Annotated in this window: 19 protein-coding genes and 1 pseudogene; 13 read left to right on the top strand and 7 right to left on the bottom strand. The window is 57.5% G+C overall.

All coding sequences use genetic code 11. From position 1 onward, the window contains the following. Nucleotides 1-594 precede the first annotated feature (594 nt). Complete coding sequence (locus tag N7640_RS07080) at nt 595-984, top strand: antitoxin Xre/MbcA/ParS toxin-binding domain-containing protein (RefSeq protein WP_003246768.1); 390 nt, start codon at nt 595-597, stop codon at nt 982-984. A 118-nt stretch (nt 985-1,102) separates the two neighbouring features. Beyond that, on the top strand, nt 1,103-1,345 hold the full coding sequence (locus N7640_RS07075) for a BPSL0761 family protein (RefSeq protein WP_003246767.1): 243 nt from the start codon (nt 1,103-1,105) through the stop codon (nt 1,343-1,345). A 141-nt stretch (nt 1,346-1,486) separates the two neighbouring features. Here N7640_RS07075 and N7640_RS07070 read toward each other — a convergent pair. Next, nucleotides 1,487-1,721: pseudogene (locus N7640_RS07070) on the bottom strand (AbrB/MazE/SpoVT family DNA-binding domain-containing protein). Between N7640_RS07070 and N7640_RS07065 the strand changes: the two are divergent. After that, complete coding sequence (locus N7640_RS07065; RefSeq protein ID WP_330099523.1) at nt 1,699-2,358, top strand: DUF6088 family protein; 660 nt, start codon at nt 1,699-1,701, stop codon at nt 2,356-2,358. The pseudogene N7640_RS07070 and the gene N7640_RS07065 overlap by 23 nt on opposite strands. A gap of 35 nt (nt 2,359-2,393) precedes the next feature. Here N7640_RS07065 and N7640_RS07060 read toward each other — a convergent pair whose 3' ends face one another. Next, on the bottom strand, nt 2,394-3,770 hold the full coding sequence (locus tag N7640_RS07060) for a heavy metal sensor histidine kinase (RefSeq protein WP_021221950.1): 1,377 nt from the start codon (nt 3,768-3,770) through the stop codon (nt 2,394-2,396). Nucleotides 3,771-3,772: 2 nt separating this feature from the next. Then, nucleotides 3,773-4,450: a heavy metal response regulator transcription factor gene (locus N7640_RS07055; RefSeq protein WP_004577572.1), complete on the bottom strand. Its 678-nt coding sequence runs from the start codon at nt 4,448-4,450 to the stop codon at nt 3,773-3,775. Nucleotides 4,451-4,657: 207 nt separating this feature from the next. Between N7640_RS07055 and N7640_RS07050 the strand changes: the two genes are divergently transcribed. From N7640_RS07050 to N7640_RS07015, 8 genes are all read left to right on the top strand, one after another. Next, complete coding sequence (locus tag N7640_RS07050; protein ID WP_009686140.1) at nt 4,658-5,017, top strand: co-regulatory protein PtrA N-terminal domain-containing protein; 360 nt, start codon at nt 4,658-4,660, stop codon at nt 5,015-5,017. A gap of 167 nt (nt 5,018-5,184) precedes the next feature. Then, a complete protein-coding gene (locus N7640_RS07045) occupies nt 5,185-5,742 on the top strand; it encodes a plastocyanin/azurin family copper-binding protein (protein ID WP_279902421.1) in 558 nt (185 codons plus the stop codon). 147 nt (nt 5,743-5,889) lie between these two features. Continuing rightward, nucleotides 5,890-6,423 carry a plastocyanin/azurin family copper-binding protein gene (locus N7640_RS07040; RefSeq protein WP_279902420.1) on the top strand — a complete coding sequence of 178 codons (534 nt, stop codon included), beginning with the start codon at nt 5,890-5,892 and terminating at the stop codon, nt 6,421-6,423. A gap of 79 nt (nt 6,424-6,502) precedes the next feature. Next, complete coding sequence (locus N7640_RS07035) at nt 6,503-6,751, top strand: DUF2933 domain-containing protein (protein WP_003246761.1); 249 nt, start codon at nt 6,503-6,505, stop codon at nt 6,749-6,751. Between the two features lie 5 nt (nt 6,752-6,756). Beyond that, the gene (locus tag N7640_RS07030) at nt 6,757-9,120 is read left to right on the top strand and encodes a heavy metal translocating P-type ATPase (RefSeq protein ID WP_279902419.1); all 2,364 of its coding nucleotides are present in this window, start codon (nt 6,757-6,759) and stop codon (nt 9,118-9,120) included. 186 nt (nt 9,121-9,306) lie between these two features. Next, a complete protein-coding gene (locus N7640_RS07025; protein WP_043242879.1) occupies nt 9,307-11,034 on the top strand; it encodes an ATP-binding protein in 1,728 nt (575 codons plus the stop codon). Next, nucleotides 11,024-12,451: a UvrD-helicase domain-containing protein gene (locus tag N7640_RS07020; RefSeq protein WP_033725463.1), complete on the top strand. Its 1,428-nt coding sequence runs from the start codon at nt 11,024-11,026 to the stop codon at nt 12,449-12,451. The genes N7640_RS07025 and N7640_RS07020 overlap by 11 nt, the downstream gene beginning before the upstream one ends. Nucleotides 12,452-12,548: 97 nt before the next feature. Then, nucleotides 12,549-12,749: a heavy metal-associated domain-containing protein gene (locus N7640_RS07015; RefSeq protein ID WP_003246756.1), complete on the top strand. Its 201-nt coding sequence runs from the start codon at nt 12,549-12,551 to the stop codon at nt 12,747-12,749. Between the two features lie 19 nt (nt 12,750-12,768). Here N7640_RS07015 and N7640_RS07010 read toward each other — a convergent pair whose 3' ends face one another. Genes N7640_RS07010 through N7640_RS06995 form a run of 4 tightly spaced genes read right to left on the bottom strand, consistent with a single transcriptional unit; the run spans nt 12,769 to nt 15,066 of the window. Beyond that, a complete protein-coding gene (locus tag N7640_RS07010) occupies nt 12,769-13,083 on the bottom strand; it encodes a hypothetical protein (RefSeq protein WP_004374672.1) in 315 nt (104 codons plus the stop codon). A gap of 50 nt (nt 13,084-13,133) precedes the next feature. Then, nucleotides 13,134-13,928: a DNA-binding domain-containing protein gene (locus N7640_RS07005; protein WP_279902418.1), complete on the bottom strand. Its 795-nt coding sequence runs from the start codon at nt 13,926-13,928 to the stop codon at nt 13,134-13,136. Further along, nucleotides 13,925-14,761 carry a DUF692 domain-containing protein gene (locus tag N7640_RS07000; protein ID WP_279902417.1) on the bottom strand — a complete coding sequence of 279 codons (837 nt, stop codon included), beginning with the start codon at nt 14,759-14,761 and terminating at the stop codon, nt 13,925-13,927. Before N7640_RS07000 ends, N7640_RS07005 begins: the two co-directional genes overlap by 4 nt. 44 nt (nt 14,762-14,805) lie before the next feature. Then, nucleotides 14,806-15,066 (bottom strand): membrane protein, encoded by a 261-nt coding sequence (locus N7640_RS06995; RefSeq protein WP_004577564.1) that lies wholly within the window; start codon nt 15,064-15,066, stop codon nt 14,806-14,808. A 290-nt stretch (nt 15,067-15,356) separates the two neighbouring features. Between N7640_RS06995 and N7640_RS06990 the strand changes: the two genes are divergently transcribed. Together N7640_RS06990 and N7640_RS06985 are read left to right on the top strand one after the other, a co-directional pair. Continuing rightward, on the top strand, nt 15,357-15,563 hold the full coding sequence (locus N7640_RS06990; protein ID WP_003139535.1) for a co-regulatory protein PtrA N-terminal domain-containing protein: 207 nt from the start codon (nt 15,357-15,359) through the stop codon (nt 15,561-15,563). A gap of 193 nt (nt 15,564-15,756) precedes the next feature. Then, nucleotides 15,757-17,571: a copper resistance system multicopper oxidase gene (locus tag N7640_RS06985; RefSeq protein WP_279902416.1), complete on the top strand. Its 1,815-nt coding sequence runs from the start codon at nt 15,757-15,759 to the stop codon at nt 17,569-17,571. Nucleotides 17,572-17,576: the final 5 nt, after the last annotated feature.

The following is a 17,576-nucleotide window of genomic DNA, read 5'->3' as shown; positions in this document are numbered from 1 at the left end:
CGATGGGGCTGCCACTAGGCCCTGCGCCGGCGGATGTCGTGAAACAGAGGGGGTGGACGGCCTCAATCTCCCGCAGGAGTGCGTTACAGGACGCTGCTGGCCGGCCATATGTGAGTTTGCAGGCGCGTTGCGGCAGCATTGGTCATGCAAACGCTGCATCCTGATGTCTTTGAAGGCTTGCGTGGTAGGACCCTCTGGCAGAAAACAACCATTCACCTCGCTTCTTCTAGCCCGGATAGCTACGATTGTATTGGTTGGGGCCATGCGCCAGTGCAAGGAATTTATCGGCTTCGCGATGAAGCATCCTGGGTTGCTTAGGCTGCTCTAGGATGGGGTTTATAGGTTTTTAAAGTCAATTATAGAGCGATTATAGAATTCGTTCTGGACGTCTGATTTGCGCTGTCCGCTTACGGCGGTAGGGTAGCAGTCAACAGAGGCCAAGCGTGCAAGACCTAGGACCGGACGATACGAAAGCCTGTTGGTTATGCGTGCAACTGAATGCTGGCGGCTGTGCAAATGACTGGCAGCTTTCATGTGAATACTCGACCAGTACCAATGTCGGGGTAGGTGCCAACATCACAACCAGAGATTGGCATGATGAAAAGTCTTATCGAGCGACTTGGGCTGCCCCACAGCCATAAGAGCCTGCACCAGGCGACCATAACAGGACTCCCGGTTGAGCTAACCTCGCGCTTGGCGGAGGAGTTGGGTATTGATGCCTGCGTCGTGGCAGGCTGGATCGGCATCGCTCCAGAGGCTTCCCTCATGACTTCAGCAGAAGGCGATGCGTTTTGTCGACTGGCGAATCTTGTCGACGTGCTGATGAGTGTCTTGGAATCAGATCAAGCCGCAGCGACTCGCTGGCTCACGTCGCCAAATATTGCGCTAGGAAATGTGCAACCCGTTTCCCTGCTGAGCACCGAAGTCGGCGGTCGAGCTGTACGCCAGGTGATGCTTGCCATTGAGTACGGACTGCCGGTCTGACTGAGCCGCTGCTCTTGCTTCCGGAAAAGATATCTTGGGGCTTTGGCTCTGCGTCTGGCTGCGTCAGTATGGGCAATCACGAACCCAGGCGTATGCTGCCAGAGGAGTCGTGGTTCCAATGGAGACAGAAATGACAATGCCGAACGAGCGCTCTCGCGCGGTGATAATGACTCGAGACTTTCTCGTTGAACTGTCCCGAGATAGCAGCCTGCCTGAAAAGGTGCGGCGAGATGCCAAGTTCCTTTTGCGGCACTTCCCTACACAGGACGATGTGTTTCTGGCAGGGCGAATAGAAGAGCAGTCGGAGACCTTGCCACTGGGGGCTTTGGGACCAGTCTTCAGCTCCTCAATTACAGGCTAGGTATATCGCTCGGCGGGGCAGAAATGATAAAGGCGGCCTTAGAGGCCGCCTCGAACCAAGTTTCATCACCGGTACAGCGCCCGGGAGAGGAAGCTCTTGGGCTGCAGACATAGAGTAGCTGCAGGGGATTGCAAAACCAATTCATTTTACTGGGGGCTTTGGAACGGAGGCTTCCCAGGTGCTCACAAGCTCATCTACCCGATCTGGGATCTGTGGCGACTTACTGAGCACAAAACAGCGGGCGGTACCGACATACTCCTCAATGAGGAAAAGGCTGTCCCCGACGTCGACACCGAGCTCTTGGAGCACCTCGTCGGGAATGTGAAATAGCTCCGTCGCCATCCCAGTCTTCGATGACCAACTGCATCGATTTCATCTGCTCTGGCCGGCCAATGAAGACTCTTCCCGAGAAAACCCTGGACATCATTCAACAGCTTCCAGAGGGTGAAATTCTGACACCAGGCAGATTCCTGCATCAGGGGAATCGACATGCTGTGCAGCGAGGGTTCTCTCGACTGGTCGAGGGTGGAATGCTGTTTCGCGTTGCTCGGGGCTTTTATGTTGCAGCAGTCGAAACTCGGTTCGGCGTGCGCGCACCGGCACCTGAGACGGTCGTCCGCTCATTGGCAAACGTGCGGGGTGAGTTGATAGTCGCCACTGGGGCTAGCGCCGCAAACAAATGGGGGCTGACAACGCAGGTTCCTATTCGGTATGTCTTTCTAACCACCGGACGTTCTAGGGAGCTTCAGGTTGGCAAGTCCACCGTATCGATTCGGCATGCGCCTCAATGGTTAATGGCTCTTGGCGCTACTGGAGCGGGGGACGCCATCCGAGCATTGGTTTGGCTTGGCGAGGCAAGCGCGGGGGATGCAGTTTCCAAACTTCATGAGCTGCTACCCGAGAGCGAATGGGGTGCTCTTGTGTCAGCTCACCGCTCGTTACCTATCTGGATGGCGAATGCAATCTGCGCTCAGTCGAGTTGCACCTGCACCCACCCTGTCAAGTTGGGCTAGCGGTTAGCTGTAGCCTACTTACCGCCAGACCGGCATTATCTGGGATGGGGCAATTCGATGTGAAAGCCCGTGAGGCTAGCCGCTGAGGTGCACCAGATGCGGCCTTTGTGAGCCTCAATGATGGATCGGGTGATTGCAAGCCCGAGCCCGGCGTTGCTCGGGCTGCCCTCCCGCCGAGCGGGGTCAACCCGGTAAAAGCGGTCGAAGAGCTTCTCTAGATGCTCTGAGCTGATTGTGTCCCCTGGGTTCTCGATACTGAAGGTAGTGGAGTCCTCTGTCTCGCGGATCAGAACCGAAATTGTCTGTCCCGCCGGCGTGTAGCGCAGCGCATTGGACAGCAAGTTGGATAGCGCGCGATCAAGCATCAGCCGATCTCCCAGCACTTGGCCTTTGCCTGTGAGCGATAGCTCAATGCCGCGCTCTTCGGCCAGAAGGTGGTAGTAGTCAAACAGCTTGAAGACTACGTCAGCCAGTTCGATCCTGGCCTGCTCGGGGATGATCAGGCCATTATCAGCCTTGGCCAAGAACAGCATGTCATCAATCATCCGAGACATGCGCTTCAAGTCCTCCAGGTTGGAGTACAGATTCTCCTCATAGGCATTGATATCGCGTTTTTTACTCAGCACGACCTCGGTGTGGGTCATCAGATTGCTGACTGGAGTTCGTAGCTCGTGGGCAATGTCGGCCGAAAAATTGGAGAGCCTAACGAAGGCATCCTCTAGCCGAGCCAACATCGCATTGAAGGAGAGAACCAGTTGCTGAAGTTCCCGCGGCACTGGTTCGAGAGGGATTCGCTCCTGTAACGAGCGAGCGGACATCCCGGAGGCCACATGAGTGACTTGCCGCAGAGGCCTAAGGCCGCTGCGAGCAACCACCCAGCCGAGTGTGGCACTGAACAGGGCGCTGATGACCAATCCAATCCAAAACCATCGTTGCAGCGTGTCGAAAAAGTGTGTGTGATCGGTGACGTCAAGAATCAGCAACGCAGTGAGCGGCTCAGCCTGATCGGCTACCGAGATTTGCTCCGTCATGCCACGGTACATGTGTTGGCCGTTCTGCCACTCCCACATGCTCTGCTCATTTGCACGTCTGAAACGCTCAGGTACTTCGACTGCTCTGGGGTCGGAAAACAGTACAGAACCGTCACTGGCCAGGATAGTGGCGGCCAGATCCTGATGGGCTCCCAGCAAAGCTCGCAACTGCGGTAATTCTTCCGAAAGGCTCGCTTCACCGCGAGCATTGTTGAGGATATGTTTGGCGGATTCGAGTTTCTCCACCAGGGCCTGCCGATCCAGCATCTTGAAGTGGTGCTGGCTGAGCATATTGAAACTCAGCCCTGCTACCGTCAGGACTGCAATTACCGCGGACATGAACATCAGGCTCATGCGTGCGGTCAGCGAAAGGTGCTTCATATTCACTCCGGAGCATCCATCATGTATCCCATGCCGCGGGCGGTATGAATCAGCTTGAGATCGAAATCGTCATCGATTTTTGCGCGTAGCCGGCGTACCGCAACCTCAATAACATTGGTGTCGCTGTCGAAATTCATGTCCCAAACCTGAGAGGCAATCAGCGACTTCGGGAGCACCTCGCCGCGCCGGCGCAGTAGCAGTTCCAGCAGTGAAAACTCCTTCGCGGTCAGGTCAATTCGTTTACCGCCGCGGATGGCGCGACGCTTCATCAGATCGACTTCCAAATCGGCAATTTTCATCGTTGTTTGCGTGGGTGAGCCATTGCCTCTACGCAGCAGCGTTCTGACCCTGGCCAGAAGTTCAGAGAAAGCAAATGGCTTGATCAGGTAGTCGTCCGCGCCCAGCTCCAACCCTTTAACGCGGTCCTCCACACCATCGCGTGCCGTCAAGAACAATACGGGGACGTCTTTTCCTGCGGCGCGCACCATGCGCAGCACTTCCCACCCGTCCAGCCCAGGCATCATCACATCCAGGATCAGGAGGTCATAGGACTCACTCAGAGCGTGCTGTAGAGCATCTGTACCGGTCATAACCCGGTCGACATTGAAGCCCGCTTCACTGAGGCCTTGCTGCAGGTATGCACCGGTTTTGGGTTCATCTTCAGCTACCAGTAGTTTCATGCGAGCAGACTCCAAATATCGGGTGGCCTGAGTTTGCAGGCAAACCGCGGCCCCAACCAGAAGCTTACGAAAATGTAATTCTGGCTTCAGCTCGCTGACAGGGTGGCTTGTCTAAGGTGCAAGCATGAGCACTAGGTTGTGCTCTCGGCCCGCGACAGACCAAAAGCAGAGGTGCCGGCCATAGTTTGCACTGATGGAGACTGTCCCATGAAATCGCTGAAACCTTTGCTTCTGGTTGGCTCGCTACTGCTCTCTTCTATGGCTTGGGCCGAGGGGGGCAGCGACCGTGTATTCGAGCGCATCCAGCAGATGCGCGACAAAGCAGAAGTCGTGCTGAACCAGGCGGAGAAGGCCCCGGTCGGCGAGCGGCATGTGCACATGAAGGCGCATATGAACATGCTCGAAGACATCATGAGCCAGCTGCACAACGAGCATCCCGCGCCGAACATGTCTGCCGAAGAGCATCTGGCCTGGATGGAAAAGCATGACAAGTTGGTAGACGACGTGCTGGGTCAAATGATTCGAGAGCACAAGTTGATGATGGCCGATAAGGAATGCCATCAGTAAAGATTTCCCCCATCTTCCAGGCCTTTCGTGATTGCTCCTTTGGCCTAGCGGCGCCTTTGTGGCGCCGTGCTTTTTCCCAGCTGACGCAATTGTAGTTCTGGGGTCAGCGGCCTGGCAGCAAGCGGGGAATAGCATGAGATTTCCAGCACCCATCGCGAGGTCTCACCATGAAACGCTTACCCCTTAAACTGCTGATCAGCACTCTGTTCATCAGCACCACCTTTCCGGCATTTGCCGAGGTCGGCGGCAGTAGCAATGGCATTGGGCAGCAGGCCCAGGCGACGCCAGCGACTCGTACCATCTCGGTAAAGATGGACGACATCAACTACAGCCAGAAAACGATCGATGTGAAGCCAGGTGAAACCGTGCGCTTCGTTCTGAAGAACGAGGGCGCGTTGATGCACGAGTTCAACATCGGGCAGGCAGCGTCCCAGCTGGAGCACCAGCGCAAGATGGCGTCCTTGTTCAAGGACGGCACACTGACCCCGACCGGCATGGCCGAGCGCATTGTCTGGCATGAGCGTTATGGCACGGGAGACTCCAACCCTCCAGGCTATCCGGAAGTCATCAAAGCCAAGCATGACGACCCGAACGCGGTTCTCGTCGAGCCCGGCACAACTAAAGAGTTCGTGTGGACCTTCCCTCAGGCGGGCAGTTTGAGCTTCGCCTGTACATTGCCTGGGCATTACCAGGCGGGAATGGTCGGTGAGTTTGCTCTGCGTTAGTCCGGCACCGGTGCTACCCGTTGGCCGCGGGCTGGGTAGCACCGATCTGACGAACCTTACTGCGATGTAGTTTTCGCGTCAGCGTACCGCCAGTTGCACCTCATTAGCATCGGGACTCATCCCTCCTCAACACCTCAGAGGCACACCATGAAACTCAGACCCGCTTTCATAATCACCACCCTTGGTTTACTGCTCAGTGCTGCCAATGCGCTGGCCAGCCCGGGCCACAAGAAAGACAGTATCGGGCAACCGGGAGACAGTCAGGCAGTAGATCGCACCATCGAAGTCCGGATGGGGGACATCTTCTTTGAACCCAAGACAATGGAAATCAAGGCGGGCGAGACGGTTCGCTTCGTACTGCTGAACGAGGGAGCCCTGCTGCACGAGTTCAACCTTGGCAAAGCGGCATCCCATGCTGCGCATCAGAAAGAGATGGCTGCGATGTTTCAGAACGGCACGCTGTCCCCGACTGCAGCGCATGACATGAGCAAAATGGACCACGCCATGGGCGGCATGAAGATGGTCGGCATGGAGCACGACGATCCCAACAGTGTTCTTGTCGAACCTGGAGCACGCGAAGAGTTGATCTGGACCTTCTCCGCCGCCACCGAACTGGAGTTCGCCTGCAATATTCCAGGACATTATCAGTCGGGAATGGTCGGTAAGGTGACCGTACGCTGACGTTTATTGATACTCGCCAACTCCGTCCAGTCTGAGACACCTATAGTGATCCGGCCGCCATTGAAACGAGGCTATTGTCGTGGACCATACCCATCACACCAGTACCACTGAGCCGCCTTTTTGGAAGAGCAAGATTGGCATTGCGCTGATCATGCTGGCCGTAATCGGCATCTTCTATGTAGCGCGTGAGCATTACGGTCATCTTTCGCAGGCCCTGCCGTACCTCATCCTGCTGCTATGCCCGCTGATGCATCTGTTTGGCCACAATCACGGCGGGCACTCCCACTCCAGCAGCACCGCTGTTTCCAAGGACGAAGAAAGGACATAGATCGCATGCAAAAGACCTCCTGCCATCATGACCAGGATCATTCACATAACTCGCACGCCCACTCCGAGAGCCAGCGCGACCCGGTGTGTGGCATGGAGGTCAAACCTGATGGCCCTTATCGCGAGAGCTTTGAAGGGAAGGCCTATCATTTCTGCAGTGCGAAGTGCCTAGAGAAATTCCAAGCAGATCCTCATCAGTACATGAGCCATCAGTCTCATGGGGAGCATCACCAGCACGCGACTCCAGCACCCACATCGACACCTGTAGGTGCTGAATACACCTGCCCGATGCATCCAGAAATCCGTCAACCGGCTCCCGGAAACTGCCCGATCTGCGGGATGACGCTGGAACCTGTCATCCCGGAGCTGGAAGAGGAGGAAAATCCAGAGCTGAAGGACTTCTCGCTGCGGTTCTGGTGGACCCTACCGTTGACCGTCATCGTGACCGTATTGGCGATGGCCGGCCATTCCTTGCAACTGTTTCATGGCACGACCCAGAACTGGGTCGAGCTGGCTCTGGCGACGCCCGTGACGCTATGGGGTGGCTGGGTATTCTTCACCCGCGGCATTGACTCCATCCGCCACCGCAGCCCCAACATGTGGACCCTGATCGGTTTGGGAACGGCCGCTGCCTACCTCTACAGCGTGGCCGCTACCTTGGTTCCGCAGTGGTTTCCGGCGGCTTTTGCCCAGGACGGACGTATCGGCGTCTATTTTGAAGCAGCCGCGGTGATTATCTCACTCACGCTGTTGGGCCAAATGCTCGAACTCAAGGCCCGCTCGCAGACTTCGGCAGCCATCAAGTCACTGCTGAGGCTGGCACCAAAGACTGCGCGTCGCATCAAGCCCGATGGCCAGGAAGAAGATATTCCGCTGACACATGTCCATCAGGGCGACCACCTACGTGTCCGGCCGGGAGAGAAAGTCCCGGTGGACGGTACGGTTCTAGAGGGGGAGAGCGCCGTCGACGAGTCGATGCTTACCGGAGAACCGTTACCCGTGACCAAGCGGGTAGGGGATGCCCTTATCGGTGCCACCCTGAACACCCACGGCAGCCTGGTGATGGAGGCGCAGAAGGTCGGTGCCGAGACCATGCTGTCGCAGATCGTTCAGATGGTGGCCAGAGCCCAACGTTCCAAGGCCCCCATGCAGCGTATGGCTGATGCGGTGGCAGGGTATTTCGTGGTCGGGGTGATCCTGATCGCGATTCTGACCTTCTTCGGCTGGGGGCTATTAGGGCCGGAATCAGGCTGGGTATTTGGCCTGATCAATGCGGTGGCGGTGCTAATCATTGCGTGTCCCTGCGCTCTGGGTCTGGCAACCCCGATGTCCGTCATGGTTGCGACTGGCAAGGCCGCTAGCAGCGGTGTGTTGTTCCGCGATGCCAGCGCCATCGAAAATCTATGCAAGATCGACACGCTCATCGTCGACAAGACTGGAACCCTGACTGAGGGGCGTCCCGTATTTCATAGTGCGGAAGGGACAGGCGGTTACGACTCCAATGAAGTGCTGCGCCTGGCTGCTAGTCTCGACCAGGGCAGCGAGCATCCGCTGGCGCATGCCATTGTCGATCATGCGCGTGAACAGGGTCTTGCCCTGGTGAAACCGGAGACCTTCGAATCTGGCTCAGGTATTGGTGTACGCGGACAGGTCGATGGCCATCAACTGCAGCTTGGGAACACAGCGTTGATGGAGGAGGCGGGCGTCGATATTACTCCGCTGCGTAACCGTGCAGAGCAACTGCGCCTGGAGGGCATCAGCATCATCTATCTGGCCGTCGATGGTCGCCTGGCGGGTCTCCTGGCCGTTTCCGATCCAATCAAACCGACCTCCCAACAGGCTGTTGCTCAACTCCAGAACGCTGACGTGAAGGTCATCATGGCCACTGGCGATGGCCTCACCACAGCAAGAGCCGTGGCGAAGCAGTTAGGCATCGAGGAGGTGCATGGCGAGGTGAAACCGCAGGACAAGGAGAAATTAGTCGCCGAACTGCAGAGCTATGGCCGGCGTGTTGCCATGGCGGGCGACGGCATCAACGATGCGCCGGCCTTGGCCAGGGCCGACGTAGGCATCGCTATGGGCACGGGCACCGACGTGGCGATGAACAGCGCCCAAGTGACCCTGGTCAAGGGAGACCTGATGGGCATCCTGCGGGCGCGCACCTTGTCGGTGGCCACGGTGAAGAACATGAGGCAGAACCTTGCCTTTGCATTCCTCTACAACGCGATGGGAATCCCGCTAGCGGCCGGGCTGCTGTATCCGCTGACAGGACATCTTCTGTCGCCCTTGATCGCTGCTCTGGCAATGAGCGTCAGTTCAGCCTCGGTGGTTTTCAATGCGCTTAGGTTGAAAGCAACGGACGTTGGCTAGTCTGCTAGACAAGACGATGTGCCTACCTGCAGGGCGATTTTTTAAATGCGCATCTGACCGGAAAATACCGTACGGTAGCTTGCAACTTGACCTATCAGTCGCATCACCTGATGACGAGGGGACGTTCTATGGATCGTTCCCGCTGCGAGTAGGAGACTGACAGTCGTTACCCCATGAGGATTCTCCGTGGCCCGCATTCGCCGACTGCAAATTAGCAACTTCCGGTCTATCCAGGCGCTCGACTGGGTGCCGGCCCCCGGAATTAACTGCCTCATTGGTCCGGGTGACAGTGGGAAGTCCAGCATCCTGGACGCGATTGACCTTTGCGTCGGCGCCCGCCGAGGCGGCACGTTCGGCGACATGGACTTCTTCGCATTAAACGTCGATGTACCCATCACCATCAGCGTGGCGCTTGGCGATCTGCCGTTATCGCTGATGGATATCGATGTCTACGGCGAGTTCTTGCGTGGATTCCATCCCGGTACGGGGGAAGTCGAAGACGAACCGCGAGCGGGGCTGGAGACCGTCATCACCTTGCGTCTGCAAGTTGGTGCCGATTTGGAGCCTGTTTGGACACTTTTCTCCGAGCGCGCGGAGCAGCAGCAACTTGAACGCACTCTTCCCTGGAAAGAACGAGCGGCACTAGCGCCCGCCCGTATCGGCAGCTTTGCGAGCTCGAACCTGTCGTGGAGTCGTGGCTCAGTGCTCAATCGACTTACCGATGAGCGCGCCGAGCTTGGTGCTGAACTGGCGCGCGCCGCTAGGCAAGCAAGAGCGAACTTTGGCAATCAAGCAGCCGAACATCTGACCCAGACGCTTGAGGTCGTGCAACGCACAGCACAGCATCTTGGCGTTTCGGTCGGGGCTATGCCTCAGGCGCTCCTTGACGCACATTCTGTGTCGATTGGCGAGGGGGCGATCGCGCTGCACAGTGAAACAGGTATTCCGCTGCGCTCCCTTGGCACGGGCTCGTCACGCTTGCTAGTGGCAGGGCTTCAAAGGGCTGCGGCCAGCGCCGCGCCAATTGCCCTGGTTGATGAGGTGGAATACGGGCTTGAACCTCATCGGCTCATGCGATTCCTGGACTCGCTGGGTGCAAAGGACGCTGCCGCTCCGTTGCAAGTGTTCATGACGACGCACTCGCCGGTCGCGCTGCGCGAGCTGTCCGGCAGCCAGTTATTCGTTGTTCGGTCAGCACCTCAGCGCCACAGTGTTATGCCAGCTGGGGAAGCCAACGAGGTACAAAGTACCCTTCGGAAGGACCCCGAAGCATTCCTCGCCAAATCCATCATCGTTTGCGAGGGGGCCAGCGAGGTTGGCTTCGCGCGTGGCCTTGACCAATGGTGGGTCAGTCTTGGCGCTACCTCATTCCTGGCCCATGGCGGCGCGTATGTGGACGCCGGCGGGGGAAGCCCCGATAACAGTCTTATCCGGGGAACAGCACTTCTGAACTTGGGTTACCGCGTGATGGTTTTTGTAGATGCCGACAAGCCTTCGACCGCGGGGCTCGCTGAAGCATTCTTGGCCGCCGGCGGGCAAATTCTTACATGGCGACCAGGCCTCACGTTGGAGGACGAGATCTTCCGCCATCTCAGTGAGCAAGCACTCGATGCACTTCTGGCGAAAGCCGAAACAATAGTGGGTGCAGAGCTGATGAACGCACACATTCAGACGAAGTCCCAAGGCCGCGTGACGCTGAACGATATCCGAGCCAAGCGACTCGTGGATGGGTACTCACCTGAGAGACGAGAGCTGCTGGGAACCGCATCCCGTATCCGCAACAGCGGCTGGTTCAAGTCGCTGACAACCTATCAGGAGGTTGCAAGGGACATCGTCGGTCCGTCTTTACAGAACGCCGAACCGGGCTTCATGGCAGTCACGAATCAGCTCTGGACGTTTACAAGTGCCCCCTGAGATTGATCTTTTCGCTATCGAGCGTGGCTCCATAACGGCCCCCGCAGGTTGTGGAAAAACGCAATTGATTGCCGAGACGCTCATCGCGCATACGCAGAGCAAACCCATCCTCGTCTTGACACATACGAACGCCGGCGTTGCGGCCTTACGGGCGCGCCTGAGACGAGCCGGTGTTCCTAACTCCGCATATCGAGTCTCCACCATTGACGGATTCTCGATGCGCCTGATCGCTAAGTTCCCAGCGCGAAGCGGCCATAACCCGCAGATCCTACAGCTGCATCAACCCAATACTGACTACCCGGCAATTCGGGAGGCCGCCATGCAGTTGTTGCAGGCCGGTCACCTCGCTCAGCCCCTTCGCGCCACCTATGCACGGTTGCTTGTCGACGAGTACCAAGACTGCAACGTCGTCCAGCACGCCATCGTGTCTGGTTTGGCCCAGGTGCTTCCGACCTGCGTGCTCGGTGACCCGATGCAAGCCATATTCAGCTTCCGTGGCAATCGACTGGTGCATTGGGCGAATGAGGTGCAACCCCTGTTTCCCGCAGCGGGAGAGTTGAGGATACCGTGGCGCTGGCGGCTGGCTGGAGCTGAGAACCTCGGGCAGTGGCTGCTCGCCATACGGCAGCAACTTCAAGCTGGTCAGCCGGTGGATCTGCGCACGGCTCCAGCAGAAGTGCGTTGGGTGCAGCTAAACGCCGGAACCGAAGTTCAGCAGCGACTGGTGGCCGCGAGAACCGAAGCTCCCAACGCTCAGGGCAGCGTCCTCATCATCGGGGACTCCATCAACGTGCAAGGTCGCCATCAGCTCACGAGCCAGACACCCGGTGCCATGGCCGTAGAAGCCGTCGACCTGAGAGATCTCGTCAACTTCGCCAGGAACTTTGACTTGCAGGGTGCCAATGCTCTGGCACAACTTGTGGAGTTTGCTTCCAGCGTAATGACGGGGGTAGGTGCAGCAAACCTGCGAACGCGCGTGGAGTCGCTGCGTGCAGGAAGGGCCCGAACGCCTCCGACCGCGGCCGAGGCTGCGGCGATCGATTTCGTAGCAGCGCCAACATTGGGGCAAGCGCTCCGTGTGATCGATACGCTCGCTGAGCAGCACGGGGCACGTGTATACCGACCGGAGGTTCTGTACTGCTGCCGGTCTGCAATGCAAGCGGTGGTGGGAGGTGCTGCCGACTTTCTGAGTGCAGCCATTCAAGCGCGAGAGCGCAATAGACACCTTGCCCGACCGATCGCAAGACGCTCTGTAGGCAGCACATTACTTCTCAAGGGGCTGGAGGCGGATGTCTCGGTTGTCCTGCATCCTGAGCTTATGACCCCCCAGAATCTATACGTCGCACTGACGAGGGGCGCAAGGCATGTCGTGGTGTGTTCACCAACCCCCATCCTTACGCCCGTGGTAAACGGCTGATCCTTTTGTAGCGCTTACGGGCTTGACCTTGCCATCGTGTCAAGGTCGATGCTGTCCGTGCGGTAACTTGAGCCGCGGACGAAATGAGGTGAAAGACATGTTTAGTCTGAGTGTTGCGGGGATGGGCTGTGGCAGTTGCGTGAGCAAAATCACGAAGGCCATTCAAGCTCTGGATCAGGATGCACGAGTAGAAGTGGATCGAGCGGCCGGCAAGGTCACCGTTGAGAGCACAGAAAGTGCCGAATCGATCCGCGAACTCATCCAGGAGCTTGGCTATTCGGCCCAGGTCAGCGCTTGAGCGCTGACCTGCTATCCCACTAAATCTCCAGTTCTGAGAGCTCTTTTAGCCCTGGGATACTGGTGACCTCGTTGGTCATACCTTCTGAACCATCTCGGCCGCGAAGCCAGTTTGAGTGATCGCCTGGCTCGCGCATTTCCAGCGTGTCATAGGAGTACCGCTTGCGCTTGAACAGGCTTTTCAATGCAGCGAACTCGTGGCTTTTTTCGTCTTCTATGCCGACGACTTCTCCTGCAAGCCGCTCCCAGTGACCAACGCCGTCGGCCAGCATTGCCTGATAGGTCTCCGGGTCAAGCAAGGCTTGCTGTTTGAAATGAATGATGCGGTGAGTCATAGAAGCGCTCGGAGTGGCCAAAGAGAGAGCGCTAGCCTAAAGGTTCCGGGTCATTCGTGTAATAGCTGGCCGCGCTTTAGCAAACCGTCGTTGACCCACAACTTAAACCAGGTCGCGGCTTGCAAGGGAGCTTGCTCGCCATGCGTGGCGCTCAACGACTCGCAGAGTTCAGCGAACGATCCGCCCTCGATGAGAAACTGCAATGCCGAAGCCTCCGCTGGCTCCAGGCTCCGGTACTGGCAGACGAGTTCATGACGCCAAACAAGACAGGCTAGGTTCGTTGGCAGGCGGGTAATATCAGGCAGCAAGCTGCCGGACTTGGCGGCTTTCCACAACTCCAGCGTGTTGTACTGCAGCTGCAACCACCGGGCAGATGCAGTCAGGGAAACCCTGAGTGAAATCCAGTCTTCAGCCGAAAAATCACTGATGGCCTGCAGTGAAAGCACTTCGACGTCCTGAGCATCGAAAGCCAGTGTAAAAGCCCACTCAAGCTCCGCGAGTTCGCGCATCGGCGATAGTTGGGGTTCTTCGACGTAGCTGCTAATGAACTCGGGCAGCTTCTCGCCCAGCCAGCGAATGCTGAAATGTCGTGGTGGCCAGGCGGCCAAGTAGGCCAGTGCGAGCTGCTCGAATGATTCGTTGCCGATCCAGTGAAGCAGGGCAGGGAAGTCTTCTCGCAAGACCGCAAGCAGGCGCGAACGGTAAGCGTTGTGGTAGATCTGCAGGCCTTCGAGAGCACTCAGCGCTGTGCTACCTCGGATCTGCTCCAAAAGCTCGTTGGAGGGCAGGGCACTGTCACCTGTCAGGTAAGTTTCAAATGCAGTCTGTAGGGCGATCAGGCTCAAGGGGTGGCCCCCGATATCACAGATTTGGCGATAGCACGGGCATGTGCTAATTCGGACAACAGCTCTTCCAGCGGCGGAAACTGGTCATCCCGCTCGATCAAGGTCGATGTCGGGCCCAAGTAGCTCAAAGTCTTGCTGTAGAGAGACCAAACCGGATCAGCGATGGGCTGGTCATGGGTGTCGATGAGGTACTGCCCGTAATCGCTGTGCCCGGCCAGATGAATTTGACGAATCCGCTCGTGCGGCAATTCCAAGATGAACTGCCATGGGTCGAAATCCTGATTTCGTGCGCTGACGTAGACGTTGTTCACGTCGAGAAGCAGCTCGCACCCGGTCAGGTAACTGAGCTCCGAGAGGAACTGAGACTCGCTCATGCTGGATGTTGTCCACTGCACGTAGGAGGAAACGTTCTCCAGCACGATGGGACGCTCCAAAACATCCTGCACCAGGCGCACCCGGGCCGCGACATGCAGCAGGCTCTCCTGGGTAAACGGCAGCGGCAGCAGATCGTGAAGTTGATGGGCGTTGCCTCGACTCCAGCACAAGTGATCAGACACCCACTGAGGCTGCACCCGATCTGCCAGTTGCTTGAGCTGTCGTAGGTAGTCGATGTCCAAGGCATGTGAGCCGCCAATCGAAAGAGACACCCCGTGCATCACCAGGGGGTAGTGCTCGCCGATCGCATCGAGGAAGTAGAGAGCCTTGCCGCCTCCCACCAGGTAATTCTCGGAAATGATCTCAAACCAGTCGACCGCAGGTCGCTGTTCAAGAATCTGCTGGTAATACTCACTGCGAAGGCCAAGACCGAAACCCAGTGTTTTGCGCTTACTCATTCAAGACTCCAGCAGGGGAGTGGCAGGCACTCCCCGCAACGGCATTATTCGCTGGTCTTGCCACCGGCCTCATCGCACTTGGCCTGAGTCATCAGCTTGAAGCCCTGGCCTTTGCATTCTCCCTGGCCTTTGCAGGCATTTTTGGCGGTCATGCAGTCGTTCTGGCCCTTGCAACCGTTGACGCCGAAGCACTTCACTTCAGCTGCTTTGGTGTCCTGGGCGGCCTGGACAGGCAGGGTAGCAAACAGGCTGGCGGCCACGAGAGCCAGAGCGGCACCGGTAGCGACGTTGGATTTATTCGACATAGTGACAATCTCTCTTAATTGTTGGTGGTCTTATCCGCGGGTGCGAATGACCCTGAGTAGCTTAGGCATCGCTGCCGAGCATGCCCTCTCAAGAAATTCGCAAGGCTTTATGAGGGCATGAAAGACAGTACCGAGCCTTCTGGATGGGCTACAAGAAAGAAATAGCAACCTGACAGAACTGTAATGTTCGGCTCAGGTTGCTGACAGGCCCTCTTAGTTAACGTGACATCGAGCCTAAAGCTCGGCCTCTGCAGTTGCAGGGACCACTTAACTTACGAGGAATACCCAAAATGAAATCGATCAAAGCTCTGCTTGTAGTTACTGCTCTGAGCATCTCCAGCTTGGCAATGGCTGAAGGTGGTGCTGACCGAACCTTCGCGCGCATGGAGCAGGCACGCCAGACGTCTCTGGAGGCCTACCGGGTGGCCCAGCAGCAGAAAGTTGAGGCTCCTGTAGCCAGCAGTCCAACCGAGCAAGCAGAGCACACCAACTGCTGAAGTCATCTACCTTACAGAAATGTAATCACCCGGATGGTTGGGATATGGCAGTTTCATACTGCTCATCGTCGGTAAGGCTTGTGCAATGCACCGACGTGGAAAATTGAGGGGTAAATCCCCGACATTGAAGCAGCCATGAACCCGAGACCGGGCACACCATCACCGGCTCATTTGACGGATTGGACAAAACGGCATGCAAAGCAAAACCACAAGGCGCACCTTCGTCAAAGGCCTGGCAGCCACCGGTATTATCGGCGGACTTGGCCTGTGGCGCACGCCGGTCTGGGCGGTGAACAGCCCCGGCCAGCCCAACGTACTGACTGGTAACGAATTCGACCTATTCATCGGTGAAACCCCGGTGAACATCACCGGCGCAGCGCGCACGGCCATGACCATCAACGGCTCGCTCCCTGGGCCGATTCTTCGTTGGCGCGAAGGCGATACCGTCACATTGCGCGTGCGCAACCGCCTCAAGGAGGACACCTCCATCCATTGGCACGGCATCATCCTGCCGGCGAACATGGATGGTGTTCCTGGCCTGAGCTTCCATGGCATCGCCCCTGACGGCATGTATGAGTACAAGTTCAAGGTCAACCAGAACGGTACCTACTGGTATCACAGTCACTCGGGGCTGCAGGAGCAGGTCGGCGTATACGGCGCGCTGGTCATCGATGCCAAGGAGCCCGAGCCCTTCAGTTACGACCGTGATTACGTCGTGTTGCTGAGCGACTGGACGGATGAAAATCCAACGCGGGTACTGGCCAAGCTCAAGAAACAGTCGGACTACTACAACCAGCACAAACGCACCGTTGGTGACTTCATCGATGACGTAAGCGAGATGGGTTGGTCCGCCGCCGTAGCCGATCGCAAGATGTGGGCCGAGATGAAGATGAGCCCGACGGATCTCGCTGACGTCAGTGGCTACACCTACACCTACCTGATGAATGGCCAGGCACCTGATGGCAACTGGACCGGCATATTCAAACCAGGCGAAAAGATCCGCCTGCGGTTCATTAATGCCTCGGCTATGACCTATTTCGATGTGCGCATCCCAGGCCTGAAGATGACTGTGGTTGCGGCCGATGGTCTGCACGTCAAACCGGTCAGCGTCGACGAGTTCCGTATCGCCGTGGCCGAGACCTACGACGTGATCATCGAACCAGACAGCGAACAGGCCTATACCGTGTTTGCCCAATCCATGGACCGCACTGGCTATGCGCGCGGCACCCTTGCTGTACAGGAGGGGTTGAGTGCACCAGTACCCAGCCCCGACCGGCGTCCGCTGATTGCCATGGGCGACATGGGTATGGATCACGGCAGCATGGGCGGTATGGATCACGGGAACATGGCCGGGATGGATCAGGGCAATATGGCGGGAATGGATCATGGCAGCATGCAGGGTGGCATGGCTGGTATGGATCACAGCCAGATGGCCGGAATGGATCATTCAAACATGGCTGGCATGGCTGGCATGGCTGGCAACATGCAGGCACACCCGGCCTCAGAGACCAACAATCCTTTGGTCGACATGCAGACCATGACGCCGACGCACAAGCTGGACGACCCAGGTATCGGCCTGCGTGATAACGGCCGGCGCGTGCTGACGTACTCTGACCTGCGCAGCACCTTCCCTGATCCGGACGGGCGTGAGCCAAGTCGCACCATCGAGCTGCACCTCACCGGGCATATGGAGAAATTCTCCTGGTCCTTCGATGGAATCAAGTTCTCTGACGCCGAGCCTCTACGCCTCAAGTACGGCGAGCGTGTTCGCATCACGCTGGTCAACGACACCATGATGACTCACCCGATCCATCTTCATGGCATGTGGAGTGATCTGGAGGATGCGAACGGCAATTTCCTGGTGCGTAAACACACCATCGACATGCCGCCAGGTTCCAAGCGCAGCTATCGGGTGACCGCCGATGCGTTGGGGCGTTGGGCCTACCACTGCCACCTGTTGCTCCACATGGAAATGGGCATGTTCCGTGAAGTCCGTGTGGATGAGTAAAGGAG

It is taken from the genome of Pseudomonas sp. GD04015 (assembly GCF_029837675.1).
Classification (GTDB): domain Bacteria; phylum Pseudomonadota; class Gammaproteobacteria; order Pseudomonadales; family Pseudomonadaceae; genus Aquipseudomonas; species Aquipseudomonas paralcaligenes.
The sequence above is the reverse complement of the archived record's forward strand: the minus strand, read 5'-3'. Positions and strand labels throughout refer to the sequence as shown.